14 protein-coding genes are annotated in these 16,558 nt (G+C 61.6%); 9 read left to right on the forward strand and 5 right to left on the reverse strand.

Annotated features, from left to right (window positions below):
• Positions 1–157 precede the first annotated feature (157 nt).
• From tnpA to larD, 8 genes are all read left to right on the forward strand, one after another.
• On the forward strand, positions 158–628 hold the full coding sequence (tnpA, locus tag DW821_RS07945) for an IS200/IS605 family transposase (RefSeq protein WP_118066391.1): 471 nt from the start codon (positions 158–160) through the stop codon (positions 626–628).
• 214 nt (positions 629–842) lie between these two features.
• Positions 843–2,138: a M20 family metallopeptidase gene (locus DW821_RS07950; RefSeq protein ID WP_118066393.1), complete on the forward strand. Its 1,296-nt coding sequence runs from the start codon at positions 843–845 to the stop codon at positions 2,136–2,138.
• Between the two features lie 39 nt (positions 2,139–2,177).
• Positions 2,178–2,360 carry a hypothetical protein gene (locus DW821_RS07955; RefSeq protein WP_117842799.1) on the forward strand — a complete coding sequence of 61 codons (183 nt, stop codon included), beginning with the start codon at positions 2,178–2,180 and terminating at the stop codon, positions 2,358–2,360.
• 10 nt (positions 2,361–2,370) lie between these two features.
• Entirely contained in the window at positions 2,371–2,586 is a 216-nt protein-coding gene (locus DW821_RS07960; RefSeq protein ID WP_117842800.1) for a hypothetical protein, read from the forward strand.
• Positions 2,587–2,890: 304 nt separating this feature from the next.
• Positions 2,891–4,204 (forward strand): histidine--tRNA ligase, encoded by a 1,314-nt coding sequence (hisS, locus tag DW821_RS07965; RefSeq protein WP_118066395.1) that lies wholly within the window; start codon positions 2,891–2,893, stop codon positions 4,202–4,204.
• A gap of 258 nt (positions 4,205–4,462) precedes the next feature.
• Positions 4,463–7,276: a phosphoenolpyruvate carboxylase gene (locus DW821_RS07970; RefSeq protein WP_370221242.1), complete on the forward strand. Its 2,814-nt coding sequence runs from the start codon at positions 4,463–4,465 to the stop codon at positions 7,274–7,276.
• A 530-nt stretch (positions 7,277–7,806) separates the two neighbouring features.
• Complete coding sequence (gene larA / locus DW821_RS07975) at positions 7,807–9,084, forward strand: nickel-dependent lactate racemase (RefSeq protein WP_118066398.1); 1,278 nt, start codon at positions 7,807–7,809, stop codon at positions 9,082–9,084.
• A gap of 49 nt (positions 9,085–9,133) precedes the next feature.
• Complete coding sequence (larD, locus tag DW821_RS07980; RefSeq protein ID WP_118066400.1) at positions 9,134–9,865, forward strand: D/L-lactic acid transporter LarD; 732 nt, start codon at positions 9,134–9,136, stop codon at positions 9,863–9,865.
• Between the two features lie 300 nt (positions 9,866–10,165).
• Here the strand turns inward: larD and DW821_RS07985 are convergent, their stop codons facing one another.
• From DW821_RS07985 to serB, 4 genes are all read right to left on the reverse strand, one after another.
• Positions 10,166–10,705 carry a TetR/AcrR family transcriptional regulator gene (locus tag DW821_RS07985; protein WP_118066402.1) on the reverse strand — a complete coding sequence of 180 codons (540 nt, stop codon included), beginning with the start codon at positions 10,703–10,705 and terminating at the stop codon, positions 10,166–10,168.
• Positions 10,706–10,707: 2 nt separating this feature from the next.
• On the reverse strand, positions 10,708–11,625 hold the full coding sequence (locus DW821_RS07990) for a LarC family nickel insertion protein (RefSeq protein ID WP_117773177.1): 918 nt from the start codon (positions 11,623–11,625) through the stop codon (positions 10,708–10,710).
• A gap of 10 nt (positions 11,626–11,635) precedes the next feature.
• Complete coding sequence (gene larB, locus DW821_RS07995) at positions 11,636–12,418, reverse strand: nickel pincer cofactor biosynthesis protein LarB (RefSeq protein ID WP_117773175.1); 783 nt, start codon at positions 12,416–12,418, stop codon at positions 11,636–11,638.
• A 114-nt stretch (positions 12,419–12,532) separates the two neighbouring features.
• Positions 12,533–13,168, reverse strand: coding sequence for a phosphoserine phosphatase SerB (serB, locus tag DW821_RS08000; RefSeq protein WP_117563673.1), 636 nt, complete (start codon positions 13,166–13,168; stop codon positions 12,533–12,535).
• A gap of 256 nt (positions 13,169–13,424) precedes the next feature.
• Between serB and aspS the strand changes: the two genes are divergently transcribed.
• On the forward strand, positions 13,425–15,212 hold the full coding sequence (gene aspS, locus DW821_RS08005) for an aspartate--tRNA ligase (protein ID WP_117817672.1): 1,788 nt from the start codon (positions 13,425–13,427) through the stop codon (positions 15,210–15,212).
• 305 nt (positions 15,213–15,517) lie between these two features.
• Here aspS and DW821_RS08010 read toward each other — a convergent pair whose 3' ends face one another.
• Positions 15,518–16,534: a LacI family DNA-binding transcriptional regulator gene (locus tag DW821_RS08010; protein ID WP_117817674.1), complete on the reverse strand. Its 1,017-nt coding sequence runs from the start codon at positions 16,532–16,534 to the stop codon at positions 15,518–15,520.
• Between the last annotated feature and the right edge of the window lie 24 nt (positions 16,535–16,558).

Genomic DNA, 16,558 nt, shown 5'->3' on the forward strand with positions numbered 1-16,558 from the left:
TTAAAGGCTTTAGCCTGTGCGGGGCGCGCAGCGCGCCGCATCAGAAACCACCCGCTATGCGGGTGGGGACAACCGGCTTTACAAAGCCGCCCCCTCGCCGGACACTTGCGATTGTTCAGGCCGCAAGGAATCCGAGTCGAGAGGGCGGTGGTGGCGTATGGCCCAGAAGGCCTACAGCCTGTCGCACACGAAGTGGATGTGCAAGTACCACGTCGTGTTCACGCCGAAGTATAGGCGCAAAGTCATCTACAACCAAATAAGGTCCGACCTTGGGGAGATCTTCAGGAAGCTCTGCCAGTACAAGGGGATAGAGATCATCGAGGGGCACCTGATGCCCGACCACGTCCACATGCTGCTGGCGATACCGCCGAAGTACAGCGTGTCCAGCGTGATGGGCTATCTGAAGGGGAAAAGCTCGCTGATGGTATTCGACAGGCACGCGAACATGAAGTACAAGTTCGGCAACAGGAAGTTCTGGGCCGAGGGCTACTACGTTTCCACCGTCGGCCTGAACGAGGCGACGATCGCGAAGTACATCCGGGAGCAGGAGAAGGCCGACATCGCGCTCGACCGGCTGAGCGTCAAGGAGTGCGAGGACCCCTTCGATAGGGGGCCGGGGCGCAAATAGCGCCGGTTTGACCGGCCCGTCACGGGTCAACCTGCAGTGCGGCCCGAACCCCGTGAGGGCCGGCGCCTTTAGACGCGTGCCGGAAATCCAAGGGTTATACCCTAAGAGCAAACCACCCCTTTTAGGGGTGGTTTTGATGCCTCGCCCTTAAAGTAGTACCTTGCACTTTACGCTATCAAAGTGCTTGCTGCAAAAACGATACTGGAGGGCATCTATGGCACCAGCTTTGTCCGATCTTCAACCGCAATCAGCGCCCAAGGCCACCGCAGCGGCGCAGACCGCTATCGGTGACGGTCTCGTTGCAGAAGCTCAGGCTTTTGCAGACGAGCTCGCTGCGTGGCGACACGATCTCCACCAGATGCCCGAGCTGGGTAATAGCCTCCCACAGACCTCTGCGTATATCCAAGCGCGCCTGACTGAGATGGACATCCCATTTGCCACGCTCGTTGATGGTTCCTGCGTTGTGGGCCTTGTCGGCGCCGGTGCCGCCGCGGCCCAAGGCAATGGCGTCTGCACGGATGAGCAGGCCGGTACGGTCATCATGCTCCGTGGCGACATGGATGCCCTGCCCGTTGCCGAAGAGTCAGGTGAGCCTTTCGCCTCTACGAACGGCTGCATGCACGCATGCGGACACGATATGCACGCAACGGCGTTGCTTGGAGCGGCGCGCCTGCTCAAGGCCCGCGAGTCCGCGCTTGTTGATGCCAACGCCACGGTTAAGCTGCTGTTCCAGCCGGGCGAGGAAACCTTTGAGGGTGCCCGCGCCGCCATCGCCGACGGTCTGCTGCAGAACCCGCGCCCCCAGGTCGCCTTTGCCATGCATGTCAATAGCCAGTCGCCGCTTGGCCTGGTGCTCTACGGCAGCCCGGCGCTCTCGGGCGTGTACGGTTTTCGCATCACGCTTCAGGGCAAGGGCGGCCATGGCTCGAGCCCCGAGATCTGCATCGACCCCATCACGGCCGGCGTCCATGTGCATCTGGCGCTTCAGGAGCTCATCTCCCGCGAGGTGCCGGCGGCCAAGGAGGTCGCGCTTACCGTTGGCAAGTTCGCCGGCGGTCAGGCCGCAAATGTCATCCCCGACACTTGTGTGCTCGAGGGAACGCTGCGTGGCTTCGACGTCGAGCTCATGGAGCGCCTCAAGACCCGCATCGCGGAGGTCGTCAAAGGCGTTGCCACGACCTATCGTACGCCGGCGACTATCGAGACACTCTCGGATGTTCCCCCGCTCGTACTCGACGACGGCATGACGCAGGCGTCGCTTGGCTACGTGGGCGCGGTGCTGCCCAAGTCCGCCTTCCTGCCGCTGTTCCACGCCATGGCGAGCGAGGACTTCGCGTTGATCTCGAGCGAGATCCCGAGCGCGTACTTTACCGTGGGCGCTGCTGTGACTGATACGGACGAGCATTTTGCTCAGCATCATCCCAAGGCACGTTTTAGCGATGCCGAGCTTCCCCTTGGCGCCGCGGCTTATGCCGCCGTCGCTTTGGGCTACATCGCCGACCACCGGTAGCACCCAATCTTGCTACTCGTTTGCTTAAAAAGGAACAGTATGTCTCAGCAACGTAAGTTCTTCCCCGGCTGGCTCGTGGTGGCCTCCGGCTTTGTGATCATGGCCACGTGCTACACCATTTTCGTCAACTGCATGAGCCTGTTCCAGCCGTTGATCGTCAGCGACCTGGGCATTTCCCTTGCGCAGTACACCATCTCCAACGCCCACTATCGCTGCGTCTAAGCAGTTTGGCATGGCCGACCTGGGTAAGGTCACGGGCACCATTACCTCGCTCGAGATGGTTGGCGGCACGGTGGGCGCCATCGTCTCGGGAATACTGTTCGATGCCACGGGCTCCTTTACGAGCACATGGATCGTGTGTCTGGCGTGCTCGGTGGCAATGCTGGTGTTCCTGCTGGCGTCTGAGCCCATCGCGGCTAAGCTGCGCGCGAGCGTGGCGGGGGAGTAGGGACGACGTCGCTCGTAGCTCTTTGCCCCGTTTTGTCCGTGGCTGCCTTGGAAGCCGAATGGATGCTCGTACCGTCATTCGGTTTCCCATGTAGCCACGGGCTCAAGAGATGACCCGAAGTCTTTCCGTCCAACGGATTTTGTGATCCGAAGAGGCGGAAGGATTGCAGATTGCACACCGCGGCGGCGCATCTGGCCGAACGAGTCCCCATACCCTCGTTCGGTCAGATGCACCGCCGCTGTTTGTGTTTGTGCCGTATAATGACCACTACCTATGACGCGATACAAAAGAAAGGTGTTTGCCCATGCAGGCACAGAAGGCGGAGGGAACCCGCGACCTTATCGGCGCTGAGATGCGCGCTTGGCAAAAGATGCAGCAGATCGCTGCCGGCGTGTTCGAGCCGTTTGGCTTTAAGCCCATCGAGACGCCCGCCATCGAGCAGGTGGACGTGTTTGTCCACGGCATCGGCCAGTCGACCGACGTCGTGCGCAAGGAGATGTTCCGCGTGTTTAGCGGCGCCAACCTGGAGCGCGTCTTTACCGAGGGCACCGATACCAAGCTCAAGCCCAAGCAGCGCCTGGCGCTTCGTCCCGAGGGCACGGCTGGCGTGGTGCGCGCCGTCGTGGAGAACAACTTGGTGCCCCAGGGCTCCACGCCGTTTAAGGCTTACTACGCCGAGGCCATGTTCCGTGGCGAGCGTCCCCAGAAGGGTCGCCTGCGCCAGTTCCACCAGGTGGGCATCGAGTGGCTCGGTGCTCCCGATCCGGCGGCAGACGCCGAGTGCATCATTATGCTCATGGAGTTTTACAAGCGCCTGGGCTTCGATCTGTCCAAGCTCCGTCTGCTCATTAACTCGATGGGCGATGCCCAATGCCGTCCGGCCTATCGCGAGCAGGTTAAGCAGTTCATTCTCGACCATGCCGATGAGATGTGCGACGAGTGCCGCGAGCGCGCCGAGCTTAACCCGCTGCGCGCCTTCGACTGCAAGAACGACCACTGCCGCGAGATCATGGCCGACGCCCCGCTGATGGGCGACAACCTGTGCGATGAGTGCCGCGAGCACTACGAGCAGGTCAAGCGCTATCTGGACGCCGCCGGTATCGAGTACGTCGAGGATCCCACCCTGGTGCGCGGCCTGGACTACTACACCCGTACCGTCTTTGAGGTCGAGGCTCCCGGCGCCGGTGTCGGCTCCATCGGTGGCGGCGGTCGCTATGACGGCTTGGTCGAGCTCGAGGGCGGCAAGCCCACGGCCGGCGTCGGCTTCGCCGTCGGTTTTGAGCGCGCCCTGCTGGCCCTGCAGGCCTTTGGCAGCGACCTGGGCGCCGATGAGACCCCGTGCGTCTACGTTGCCAACGCCGGCAAGGATCTGCGTCAGAACGTCTTTGCCATTACGCAGGCGCTTCGCGCCGCAGGGATCGTGACCGAGGCCGACTACCAGGGTCGTTCGCTCAAGGCCCAGTTTAAGCAGGCCGACAAGGTGGGCGCCAAGCTCATCCTGGTCCTGGGTGGCGACGAGCTTGCCGCCGGCAAGGTCAAGGTGCGCGACATGCAGAGTCACGACGAGGTTCTCGTCGATTTGGCCAACGTGGTCGAGGCGGTTCGCGAGCGCCTGTAGCGCATGTTTTTTGAGCTGCGGGGCTGCTAACGTGCCCTGCTCATGGAGAGCGATTGTTACGGGGGTGTTTCGCTTTTATGCGGAATGCCCCCGTTTGCGTATGCCGTCCACCGAGAAATACGACCATTTGGGGCAAAAACCCTTGCAATGCAGAAAATACTTTTGTGTGGTAAAGCGCAATCAGCTCCGAAAGTTTTTGCCGAGTGCCTATAATGGATACCGCATGTTACGTGCATAGAAGGAGGAATGGGAGGAAACGTGGCTGAGAACCTAAGCAACCAGTCTGTACCCGAAGCCGCGGCGCGCGTCGCTGCCGTGGTCAACCGCCTCGTTAACCGAATCGGCTCGAATGCCGAGTCCAAGGAGCGTCTCGCCGAGATCGAGATCCCCGAGGAGCTGCGCGACAATCTGGCGCTGTTCTTGCGCCTGGAGCGCCGTGTGCTTAGCGAGTATGATCCCGAGATCGCGGACCTGTTCGACAAGATTTTGACAGCCGAGATTGTGGCCAATGCCGGCAACCCCGGTAGCCGTGCCGCTGACGAGGCCGTCGACGAGCAGGGCGTGCCCACCGCCGACGAGCCCACCGCCGTGGCATTTCGTGAAGTCGTCGATCTGATCGATAGTCTGCCGCTCGATAAGCAGCAGGTTATCGTCCGCGCCTTTACGAGCTTCTTCCACCTGGCAAACCTGTCTGAGGAGAACTACCGTGTGGCGCAGCTGCGCGAGCGTGAGGCCGGTGCGTCGACCGATACCGAGGTCGATCCCGCCAACGAGCTCACCGTCGCCTATCACCAGCTGGTGAATGAGCTGGGCGTCGAGGGCGCCAACGAGCTGCTCGGCAAGCTTGAGTTCCACCCCGTCTTTACCGCGCATCCCACTGAGGCCCGTCGTAAGGCCGTCGAGGGCAAGATTCGCCGTATCTCCAACCTGCTGGAGGAGCGTCCGCGTCTGGGTGGCTCCGACCTGGTGGAGAACGAGCGCCATATGCTGCAGGAGATCGACGCCCTGGTGCGTACGAGCCCCATCGCGCTCAAGAAGCCCACGCCGGTCGAGGAAGCCGATACCATCATCGACATCTTCGATAACACGCTGTTCGACGTTATCCCTGTCATCTATCGTCGTTTTGACGACTGGGTGCTGGGCGACAAGGCCGGCACCGTGCCGCCGCTGTGCCCGGCGTTCTTCCATCCCGGCAGCTGGATCGGTTCCGACCGCGACGGTAACCCTAACGTCACCGCCAAGGTGAGCCGTGAGGTCGCCGCCAAGTACTTCACCCACATGGTGCTCAAGCTCGAGGACAAGTGCCGCCGCATTGGCCGCAACCTTACGCTCGAGGCCACCTACAGCAAGCCGTCTGCCGAGCTCATCAACCTGTGGAACCATCAGGTCGAGATGAGTACCCAGTACACGGCTCGCGCCGAGCTGATTTCCGAGCACGAGCCGCATCGCGCCGTCATGCTCGTCATGGCCGACCGTCTGAACGCCACCGTGCGCCGTATCACCGACACCATGTACCACAGCGCCGATGAGTTCCTGGAGGACTTGCGCGTCGTCCAGCGCTCGCTGGCTGCCTGCGGTGCCGTCCGTGCTGCCTACGGCCCGGTCCAGACCATCATCTGGCAGGTTGAGTCCTTCGGCTTCCACATGGTCGAGATGGAGTTCCGTCAGCACTCCGTGGTGCACGCCCGCGCCCTCAAGGATATCCACGAGAACGGTATCCATGGCGATCTGCAGCCCATGACACGCGAGGTCATCGACACCTTCCGCGCTATCGGCTCCATCCAGAAGCGCTACGGCAAGAAGATGGCGCATCGCTACATCATCTCGTTCACCAAGAGCGCCCAGCATGTGGCCGACGTCTTTGAGCTTGCCCACCTGTCCTTTGCACACGAGGAAGACGTTCCCGAGCTCGATGTGATCCCGCTGTTTGAGCAGCTCGAGGACCTCGAGGGCTGCGTCGACGTGCTCGACCAGATGCTTACGCTGCCCGTGGTGCAAAAGCGCCTTGCCCAGACCAACCGTCGCATGGAGGTCATGCTGGGCTATTCCGACTCCTCCAAGGATGCCGGTCCTACCACGGCCATGCTCGCGCTGCACTCCGCGCAGGAGCGCATTGCCAAGTGGGCCGAGAAGAACGATATCGACCTGGTGCTCATGCACGGTCGCGGCGGTGCCGTGGGCCGTGGCGGCGGTCCGGCCAACAAGGCCGTGCTGGCGCAGCCCAAGGGTTCGGTCAACTGCTTCTTTAAGCTCACCGAGCAGGGCGAGGTCATCTTTGCCCGTTACGGCAACCGCACGCTGGCTCAGCGTCATGTTGAGTCCGTTGCCGCCGCAACGCTTTTGCAGTCGGCCCCGAGTGTCGAGAAGACCAACACCGAGACCACGCAGAAGTTCTGGGATATGGCCGAGAAGCTCAACGCCGCAAGCCACGAGCGCTATCTGGACCTGCTGAACACCGAGGACTTTACACCGTGGTTCTCGACCGTGACGCCGCTGACCGAGGTCGGTCTGCTGCCGATTGGCTCGCGTCCCGCCAAGCGCGGCCTGGGCGCCAAGTCGCTTGATGACCTGCGTACCATTCCGTGGATCTTCAGCTGGAGCCAGGCGCGCATCAATCTGGCCGCTTGGTACGGCCTGGGCACCGCTTGCGAGCAGCTGGGCGATCTGGACCAGCTTAAGGCTGCCTACCAGGAGTGGCCGTTCTTCCGCACGTTCATCGACAACATCGAGATGTCGATCGCCAAGACCGACCAGCGCATCGCCAAGATGTATCTGCACCTGGGCGATCGCCAGGATCTGTCCGAGAAGGTCTTCACCGAGATGCAGCTCACCCGTAAGTGGGTCCTTGCCATCGTCGGTGACGAGTGGCCGCTGCAGCGCCGCCGCGTGCTCGGCTGCGCCGTTCGCGTGCGCAATCCCTACGTCGACGCCCTGTCCATCGCCCAAGTCCGCGCCCTTCGCGAGGTGCGTATGAACCAGGACGAGATGGCGGAGGAGAAGAAGGCCGAGTATATGAGCCTGATTCTTTCGACTGTGACCGGCGTCTCGGCAGGACTGCAGAACACGGGGTAATCGATAGCCCTGTAGTCGTCCGGGCCCGCCATCAGCTTACTTTTAAGCACGTCCTCGGACATGCAAGAAGCCCTCGCTGCGCACTTCGTGCGGCGAGGGTTTCTTGCGTCCTGCGGAGTGTGCCTATAAGTAAGCTGATGGCGGGCCCTGCGATGTCCGGTCTTCGGCGGATTACTGCTGAGGAAAAGATAGCGCGCTTCGCGCACTCTGATGGGGCTTCGTGCTGCGGAATGCATTCAGAGGGAAACCCATCGGGCCCCTTCGTCCTCGGTCTTCGGGGATTAAAGCTGAGGAGAAGAATTGTGCGCTTCGCGCCTCGCGTCTTATCGATTGGGATTGAGATGCATTTGGCGCTTCTCGCCTTACGACTGTTCCGGCCGCGGTCCTTTTTGGGATCGCGGCCGTTTTGTTGTGGGTCAAATATGAACGTTGTGTTAATGGGTCGGTAGACGGTGGTGTTTTTCGGTGAGCGGCGTATCCTTCCAACGGTTTATCTAGTGTGTCAGTTGAAAGGAAGAGGGCGCTCGTCATTGTTTGAATGTGAACTGCCGTTTGACCACAAGACGTTGCATCTGGAACTCGAGGATAAGAACTTCGCGGGTGTGATGGAAGGTCACCAAAACGAGTTTAAGACTACGAAATCGCAGGAAGAGCTGGTAGAGGAGTCGCTTGCCAACCCTTATGGCTCGCCTTCGCTCGAGGAGCTTTGTGCTGGCAAAAAGGACATCGTCATCATTAGCTCCGATCATACGCGTCCCGTTCCCTCGCGTGTGACGATGCCTATTCTGCTGCATCACATTCATGCCGCTGCGCCCGAGGCCCGTGTGCGTATTCTGGTTGCTACGGGCATGCACCGTCCGTCGACGCACGAGGAGCTCGTCAACAAGTATGGCGAGGAGATCGTTGCCAACGAGGAAATCGTCATGCACGTCGCAACTGACGACAGCATGATGAAAAAGATCGGCACCCTGCCTTCTGGTGGCGAGTGCATTATCAACAAGATCGCTGCCGATTGCGACCTGCTGCTTGCAGAGGGCTTCATTGAGCCGCACTTCTTTGCCGGTTTCTCTGGTAGCCGCAAGTCCGTCCTGCCTGGCATCGCCAGCTACAAGACCATCATGTACAACCACAATGGTCAGTTTGTGAACGATTCCCACTCGCGTGCCGGCAACCTGTGCCACAACCACGTGAGCGAGGATATGTTTGCCGCTGCCGAGATGGCTCACCTTGCCTTTGTGCTCAACGTGGTGCTCAACGGCAAGCACGAGGTCATTGGCTCCTTTGCCGGCGACATCCACAAGGCGCACGAGGCCGGCTGCGACTTCGTGAAGAGCCTTGCCGGCGTTGAGCCCGTCGAGTGCGAGATTGCCATCACTACCAACGGTGGTTACCCGCTCGACCAGAACATCTATCAGGCCGTGAAGGGCATGTGCGCTGCCGAGGCCACGCTTCCCGAGGGCGGTGTGATCATCGATGTCGCCGGTTGTGCCGACGGTCACGGTGGCGAGGGCTTCTATCACAACATCGCCGACAACGATCCGGCAGAGTTTGAGCGCGCCTGCATCGACCGTCCCAAGGACGAGACCCTGCCCGACCAGTGGACGAGCCAGATCTTTGCCCGCATCCTGGCGCATCACCCCGTGATCATGGTCACCGACCTGTGCGATCACCAGATGCTCAAGGATATGCACATGACGCCGGTCAACACTATCGAGGAGGCGCTCAAGCTCGCCTTTGAGATGAAGGGTGCCGATGCCAAGGTTGCCGTCATTCCCGATGGCCTGGGCGTTGTCGTCGCGCAGCACTAGTGCGTGGCCCAAACGAATCGTTTATAACCGACAAGAAAGATAAGGTTTTATGCTTACCAAACTCCTCTGCGAATTCGGCGCGACGGCCCTCATGATCGTCTTTGGCGTGGGCGTGCACTGCGATACCGTGCTCAAGGGCACCAAGTATCAGGGCTCTGGTCATATGTTTGCCATCACCACCTGGTCTTTTGGTATCTCGGCCTGCCTGTTTATCTTTGGCGGCGCCGTGTGCATGAACCCCGCCATGGTGCTTGCCCAGTGCATCGTCGGCCTGGTGCCGTGGGGCAACTGCATCCCCTTCATGCTTGCCGATATGCTCGGCGGCTTTGTGGGTGCCGTGATCGCTTGGTTTATGTATGCCGATGAGTTCAAGGCTTCCGAGGGCGTCGTCGACCCCATTGCCCAGCGCAACATCTTCTCGACCAACCCCACCACCGAGGGTACGAACTATGCCCGCAACTTCTTCTGCGAGGCCATCTGCACCTTCGTGTTCATTAGCGCCATCCTTGCTGCTGCTAGCCGTGCTGGCGAGAACGTTCTGTTGCTCGCCATCTGCGTCGGCCTGATTGTCTGGGCCGTTGGCATGGGCATGGGCGGCATCACCGGCTTCGCCATGAACCAGGCCCGTGACCTTGGTCCTCGCATGGCCTATCAGGTGCTGCCGATTAAGAACAAGGCTGACAACAACTGGAAGTATGGCCTGCTTGTTCCTGGCATCGCGCCGTTTGTCGGTGCTATTGTGGCCGCGCTGTTTGTGCATGGTTTCTTGGGCATGTTCTAGTCGAAGGCTACATAGTTGTCCGCTGGCCGCATGGGGTAACTTCCCAGCGCGTCCTCGGACATGCAAAAAGGCTCGCTGCGCACTTCGTGCGGCGAGCCTTTTTGCGTCCTGCGGAATGCGCTGGGAAGTTACCCCATGCGGCCAGCTGCGGGATCTTTGCTGCGCTCGAGCAAGCAACCCAACATATATCTGAATTTGGATGGGAGGGGCTTGTTGCTGATAGGGGCGTTGAGCTGTTGTTGACACTTTGGGATGCGTGGCGCCCTAGGTTGGGGTGATGCTTTGGGATGAGCTTCTTACTTAGCTGAAGAGGGGCTGTATGGCTGAGAGGTAGTCTTTGGCTACGTTGGATTTGTTGGCTTGGAAGTTGTGCCAGGCCCACCATTGGACCATTCCTACGAAGCTTGAGGCTATGTGGTGTAGTAGGAAGCTTCGGTCCATGGTGGCGGCGGGGCCGTTTGGGTCGGTGGGGACGGTTTCGGCTGCTCGTGACATGATGGTCTTGCGTAAGCAGTCGGCGAAGACGCGTGAGCCGGCGCCGGCTACGAGGGCTCGTACGCCCTGGCGGCGTTCCCAGAGGTTGTTGAGGATATGCTCGACTTGTACGAGCGGATCATCGAGCGGTGTGCCATCGTCGTCGAGGGCGTGGGTGCAGATGTCGCTCACGAGTTCGGACAGTAGGTCATCTTTGCTCTTGAAGAGGCCGTAGAACGTGGCCCGACCCACATGGGCGCGAGCGATGATGTCGCCGACGGTGATCTTGCCGTAGTCCTCCTCGCGAAGGAGCTCGGAGAATGCTGCAACGATGGCGGCGCGGCTTTTTTCCTTGCGGGCATCCATGGCTATGCGTCCGCGTGAACGAGCAGGCAGCGGAGCGTGCCGGAGCAGCCCTCGTAAGGGCGCTTGCCGGCGCCGTAGCCGACGGCCTCGATGTGGTAACGGACCGGCAGGTGCTCGGACGTGCGCAGTGCGGCGACGACGGCAGCGCCCGTGGGCGTCACGAGCTCACCAGCGACCGGTGCAGGCGTGAGGGCGATATTGCCCGCCTGACACAGGTTGACGACAGCGGGGACGGGAATGGGCATAAGGCCGTGGGCGCAACGGATGGTTCCGTGGCCCTCGGAGAGCGACTCGACCACGATATCCTCAATACCCAGATCGTCGAGGCAGATGGCAACGGAGCAGACGTCGACGACGGAGTCGACGGCGCCCACCTCATGAAACAGGACGGTGTCGGGCGTTTTGCCGTGAGCCTTTGCCTCGGCATCAGCGAGTACGGAAAAAATGGCGAGGGCGCGACGCTTGGCGCCATCGCTTAGCTGCGAGCCATCGATGATGGCGGTGACGTCCGCCAAAGAACGGTGGTGATGGCCGTGGGCGTGATGGTGACCCTCGTGGCCATGACCGTGGGCCTCATGGTCATGCTCGTGGCAGTGCTCGTGCTCGTGCTCGCCATGATCATGATGGTGGTGCTCATGCTCGTGTGTGTGCTCGGCAGCCGCTTTGTTGCCGTAGAGCCAGGCCATATCGTGATCGTGGTTCTCGAGTTCCTCTGCAAGCTGGACGTCAAAGTCGCAGGCGTCGATGCCATGCTTGCTTACGCGTGTGACGGCGATCGTAAAGCCGTCGACCGGCAGCGTGGCGAGCTGCTCGCGCAGGTGCTCCTCGCTGGCGCCTAGGTCGAGCAGGGCCGCGACGGTCATATCGCCGCTGATGCCCGAGGTGCCGTCGATGATAAGCGTGTGCTGATGATTGGACATGGAATGCTCCTTAACGGGCGCAGGGCGTGCCGGCGCCCAGATGATTGATAAGACTTGCCTGGTAGGCGGCACCAAAGCCGTTGTCGATGTTGACGACCGAAACGCCGCTGGCGCAGGAGTTGAGCATGGCGAGCAGCGCGGCTACGCCACCAAAGCTCGCGCCGTAACCCACGCTGGTGGGAACGGCTATGACCGGACAGCTTACCAGGCCGCCGACAACGCTCGCCAGTGCGCCCTCCATGCCGGCGATGGCGATGACCACCTGCGCCTGAGCAAGCTCCTCGGCATGCGCGAGTAGGCGGTGCAGGCCGGCGACACCTACGTCGTAGAGGCGGTCGACCTCGTTGCCATAGAACTCGGCCGTCAACGCGGCTTCTTCGGCGACGGGCAGGTCGCTCGTGCCGGCGCAGGCGACGACGATGCGTCCGTTGCCGGTGGGGGAGGGCTTGCCGCCCACGAGGGCGAGCTGGGCGTCCGGGACATATCCCAGGTCGATGCCGTTGCCGAGAAGCTCAGCGGTGCGCGCGGCTTTTTCGGCATCCAAGCGCGTGACCAGGATGCGCTCCTGGCCGGCATCGCGCAGTGCTTCGATAATGGCGGCAATCTGATCGGCGGTTTTACCGGCCCCGTAGACAACCTCGCCGGCTCCCTGGCGCACCCCGCGCGAAAGATCGAGCTGCGCAAAGCCCAAATCGGCGGTCGGAGCCGTCTGGATGCGCGTGAGGGCGTCGGCAGGGGTGACTGCTCCGCCGGCAACATCGCTCAGCAATTGCTCAAGATCTCGCTTATCCATATATGTTCCCTTCGACGGCGCAAAGTCTAGCACTCAAAGGGTATGTTTCCGAACACTAAGACAAAATTGTTCGGAAACTATAGGACAGACTGATTCACTTGTTAGATGGATTGACTAGTCGCGCAGGATGATGTCCATGGCGAGCATCAGGTTGCGTTCGTCGATGGCAAACGGGGCCGCCTCGCGCGTCTTGGGCTTGGCGCAAAACGCGATGCCCGTGCCCGCGGCCTGAATCATGGGGATGTCGTTGGCGCCGTCGCCGATCGCGACCGTGTGGGCCATATCGACGCCGCACTCAACTGCCCAATCTAGCAGCTGGATGAGCTTGGACTCCTTGGTCACGATGTCGGCCGCCAGCTTGCCGGTGAGCTTGCCGTCCACGACTTCCAGGCGGTTGGCCAGGCAAAAATCGATGCCCGCGGCGGCCACGATCTTGTCGGCGACCTCGTGAAAGCCGCCGCTTACCACGCCGACCTTCCAGCCCTTGCTGTGCGCTGAGCGCACAAGCTCCAACGCGCCGGGGGTAAATGTCACGCGCTCAAAGGTGCGCTCGAACACGCTCTCGTCCAGGCCGGCGAGCAGCCCCACGCGCTCCTCGAGCGCCTGCTTAAAGTCAAGCTCGCCGCGCATGGCGCGTTCGGTGATCTGTGCCACCTGCTCGCCCACGCCGGCCTCTTCGCCCAACAGGTCGATGACCTCCTGGTTGATGAGCGTGGAGTCGATATCCATAACGATGAGGCGTGCAGTCATGGCGGGCCTTTCCGAGTGCTGTTTTATTGGGGCATATTGTCGCACGTGACGAGTGCGGGCGGGTGCCGCGGCGTGTCAATTGTTTCGTCTCCGTCAAGTCTTTGGGCAAGAGCTACTTTTTCGCGGCACATCGACACAGGTGCGATAAGATAGAACGCCATGTCTGGCTGCGCGGTTTACGCAGGCCAGGCAAATCTGTACGACGCCGCCCGGAACGACACGGGGCGGCACAGATCCATAAAGGAGGATCACTGGTATGAGCCAGACCCGTCCCATCGACGAGCATTCCATGCACACCCGTACCTGCGGCGAGCTTCGCCGCGAGAACGTGGGCGAAGAGGTCACCCTCACCGGTTGGGTGAGCCGTCGCCGCGACCACGGCGGCCTTATCTTCTGCGACCTTCGCGACCGCGAGGGCATCACGCAGCTCACCTTCGACCCCGAGCACTCCGACGGCGACGCCTTTAAGATCGCCGAGACCATGCGTCCCGAGTGGCCCATCAAGATTCACGGCGTCGTGCGCGCCCGTGGCGAGGAGACCACCAACACCAAGCTCGCGACCGGCGAGATCGAGGTCCTGACCGACCACGCCGAGGTGCTCAACACATCCGTCACCCCGCCGTTCCAGATTGAGGACGGCATCGAGACCAGCGAGGACACCCGTCTGCGCTATCGCTATCTGGACCTCCGTCGTCCCGAGATGATGGCCAACCTCAAGCTGCGCTCCGACTTTACCTTTGCCATTCGCGAGGCGCTGCACAACCGTGAGTTCATGGAGGTCGAGACGCCCTCCCTGTTCAAGTCCACGCCCGAGGGCGCCCGCGACTTCATCGTTCCCAGCCGCATCCAGCCGGGCAACTTCTACGCCCTGCCGCAGTCCCCTCAGCTCCTGAAGCAGCTGCTTATGGTCGGTGGCGTCGAGCGCTACTACCAGGTTGCCAAGTGCTTCCGCGACGAGGACTTGCGTGCCGACCGTCAGCCCGAGTTCACCCAGGTCGATATCGAGATGTCCTTCGTGGACCAGAACGACGTTATGAGCGCGCTCGAGGAGGTCCTGGCCGACGCCTTCGGCCGCATGGGTGTCGAGATGCCCACGCCGCTGCGCCGCATGGACTATTGGGAAGCCATGGACACCTATGGCTCTGACAAGCCCGATACCCGCTATGGCATGCACCTGGTCGACCTGACCGACATCTTTGCCAACTCCAAGTTCAAGGTCTTTGCGACTGCCGCAAACGAGGAGGGCTCCGTCGTCAAGGCCATCAACGCCAAGGGCGCCGGTGCCTGGGCTCGCGCCAAGATCGATAAGCTCGCCGGTGTGGCCTCCACGTTTGGCGCCAAGGGCCTGGCCTGGATCGCATTCCGCGAGGACGGCTCCATCAACAGCCCCATCGTCAAGTTCTTCTCGGACGAGGAGATGGCGGCTCTGCGCGAGCGCATGGGCGTCGAGCCCGGCGACCTTGTGATGTTCGCCGCCGGTCCGCGCCTGCTCTCCGACGAGATCCTGGGCGGCATGCGTTCCCACATGGCCAATGCGCTCGAGATCAAGCGCGAGGGCCACGACTTCCTGTGGGTCGTCAACTTCCCGCTGTTCCACTGGGACGAGGATCGCAAGGCTTACGCTGCCGAGCACCAGCCCTTCACCCTGCCGACCGAGACCGACATCGCCAAGATCGAGGCCGACCCGCTGGCAGCCGGTTCGTGCACCTACGACTTTGTCATGGACGGCTTTGAGGCCGGCGGCGGCGGTATGCGTATCCACAACGCCGAGATGCAGATGTCCATGCTCAAGCTCCTGGGCTTTACCGAGGAGCGCGCCGAGTCGCAGTTTGGCTTCCTCATGGAGGCGCTCAAGTTTGGTGCACCCCCGATGGGCGGTTTCGCTCTGGGTCTGGATCGCGTGTGCATGCTGCTCACCGGTTCCGACTCCATCCGCGACGTCATGGCGTTCCCCAAGACGGCCAGCGGCTCCGACCTTATGTCGGGCGCTCCGAGTGCCGTTTCCGGCGCCCAGCTCAAGGATGTCAGCCTGCGCCTGATGTAAGCGAGCGGCTACATATTGCCCGCAACGAGGGAAGGACGCGTGCCTTCCCTCGTTTTTTATGCGCCGAGATTGTGAGGGCATGGGATGACCGGGCGTCGCGGAAAGTGCGTCCCGGAATCTGCGTCCAGAACGGGTCGCGCTTTCCCAAAGGGGGTCCTCTGGGAAAGCGCGACCCAGAATTCGGCAAAATAATGGGACACAGTTTCCGGTTGAGCTGTCTAACGGAAACTGTGCCCCAGAATGAGCGCTCAAAACGGGCCGGGCTTTCCACAGCAACTGTCTGGCGGAAAGCCCGGCCCAGTTTCCTACAGCGAGTCTCTCTGAACGAGCTGCATGTGCATGACGGTGGTGGTGGGCTCGGCACCCTTGATCATGTCGAGCGCAATGTTGGCGGCCATGTGGCCTTCTTCGCGCAGGGGCTGGCGGACGGTCGTGAGTGCGGGGACGCAGCGCGTCGCAATCTCGTGATCGTCGAAGCCGACGACAGAAACTTCCGCCGGAACAGATAGGCCTGCCTCGTTGAGTGCGGTGATGACGCCAGCCGCGATACGGTCCGATCCGCAGAGCACGCCATCGAAAGCAATCTTGCGCGCGAGGATCTGGCGCATGGCCTGATAGCCGTCTCCGCTGTTCCAGCCGGTATAGATAACGTTTGCGTCTGGGAGGTCTTCGCCCAAGACGGCGCGGTAGCCGCGCAGGCGGTCGACAACAGCGGGGTTGTCTTGCGGTCCCAACACGGCGACGATATCTTTGCGCCCGCGCTCCTTCATGGCGTGTGCCGCAAAGCGTCCGCCCTCTTCGTCGTCAGAGTAGACCGTCGAGAACACATCGCGATAGGGGTGGCCCTCGAGCTGGCCGCACAACACGGTGGGTACGCCCAGCTCGCGCAGCACCTCGAGCAGCTCGCTGCCCTTGTAGGGGGAGACGTCGATCACGGCGTCGAACGAGCGGCGCTCAAAGTGCTCGCGTGCGCGGTTGCGCTCATGCGTAGAAGACGCCTGCAAGATAACGGGCAGATAGGACGACTCCGACAGTTCCTCGGTAATACCGCTCAAAAACTCGCTATAGGTGGGGTCGCTGAAGAGTTCACTCAGGGGCTCGGTCACGAGCACGGCGATGATTTCCGTGCGCCCGACAGCGAGCGCTCGGCCACGGGCATTGGGGACAAAATTGACTTTCTTGGCCGCCGCACGGACGCGCTTTTTGGTTTCCTCGCTAATGCGGGGCGAATCGTTGAGGGCGCGCGATGCCGTGGAGCGCGACACGCCGGCAGCTGCGGCAACCTCGGCAAGCGTAGGTGCGGTGCGAACTGGTTGGGTCATGGCGTCTCCTGGAAAATGCGGTCG

It is taken from the genome of Collinsella sp. AM33-4BH (genome assembly GCF_003469205.1).
Lineage (GTDB): Bacteria > Actinomycetota > Coriobacteriia > Coriobacteriales > Coriobacteriaceae > Collinsella.

Bases quoted from the DNA above. Each gene is read 5' to 3' on its own strand.
- DW821_RS07960 (WP_117842800.1), top strand. From the start codon at position 2,371: ATGGCCGACCTGGGTAAGGTCACGGGCACCATTACCTCGCTCGAGATG.
- DW821_RS07990 (WP_117773177.1), bottom strand. From the start codon at position 11,625: ATGTCCAATCATCAGCACACGCTTATCATCGACGGCACCTCGGGCATC.
- tnpA (WP_118066391.1), top strand. From the start codon at position 158: ATGGCCCAGAAGGCCTACAGCCTGTCGCACACGAAGTGGATGTGCAAG.
- larD (WP_118066400.1), top strand. From the start codon at position 9,134: ATGCTTACCAAACTCCTCTGCGAATTCGGCGCGACGGCCCTCATGATC.
- DW821_RS07985 (WP_118066402.1), bottom strand. From the start codon at position 10,705: ATGGATGCCCGCAAGGAAAAAAGCCGCGCCGCCATCGTTGCAGCATTC.
- serB (WP_117563673.1), bottom strand. From the start codon at position 13,168: ATGACTGCACGCCTCATCGTTATGGATATCGACTCCACGCTCATCAAC.
- DW821_RS07955 (WP_117842799.1), top strand. From the start codon at position 2,178: ATGTCTCAGCAACGTAAGTTCTTCCCCGGCTGGCTCGTGGTGGCCTCC.
- larB (WP_117773175.1), bottom strand. From the start codon at position 12,418: ATGGATAAGCGAGATCTTGAGCAATTGCTGAGCGATGTTGCCGGCGGA.
- aspS (WP_117817672.1), top strand. From the start codon at position 13,425: ATGAGCCAGACCCGTCCCATCGACGAGCATTCCATGCACACCCGTACC.
- hisS (WP_118066395.1), top strand. From the start codon at position 2,891: ATGCAGGCACAGAAGGCGGAGGGAACCCGCGACCTTATCGGCGCTGAG.
- DW821_RS08010 (WP_117817674.1), bottom strand. From the start codon at position 16,534: ATGACCCAACCAGTTCGCACCGCACCTACGCTTGCCGAGGTTGCCGCA.
- DW821_RS07950 (WP_118066393.1), top strand. From the start codon at position 843: ATGGCACCAGCTTTGTCCGATCTTCAACCGCAATCAGCGCCCAAGGCC.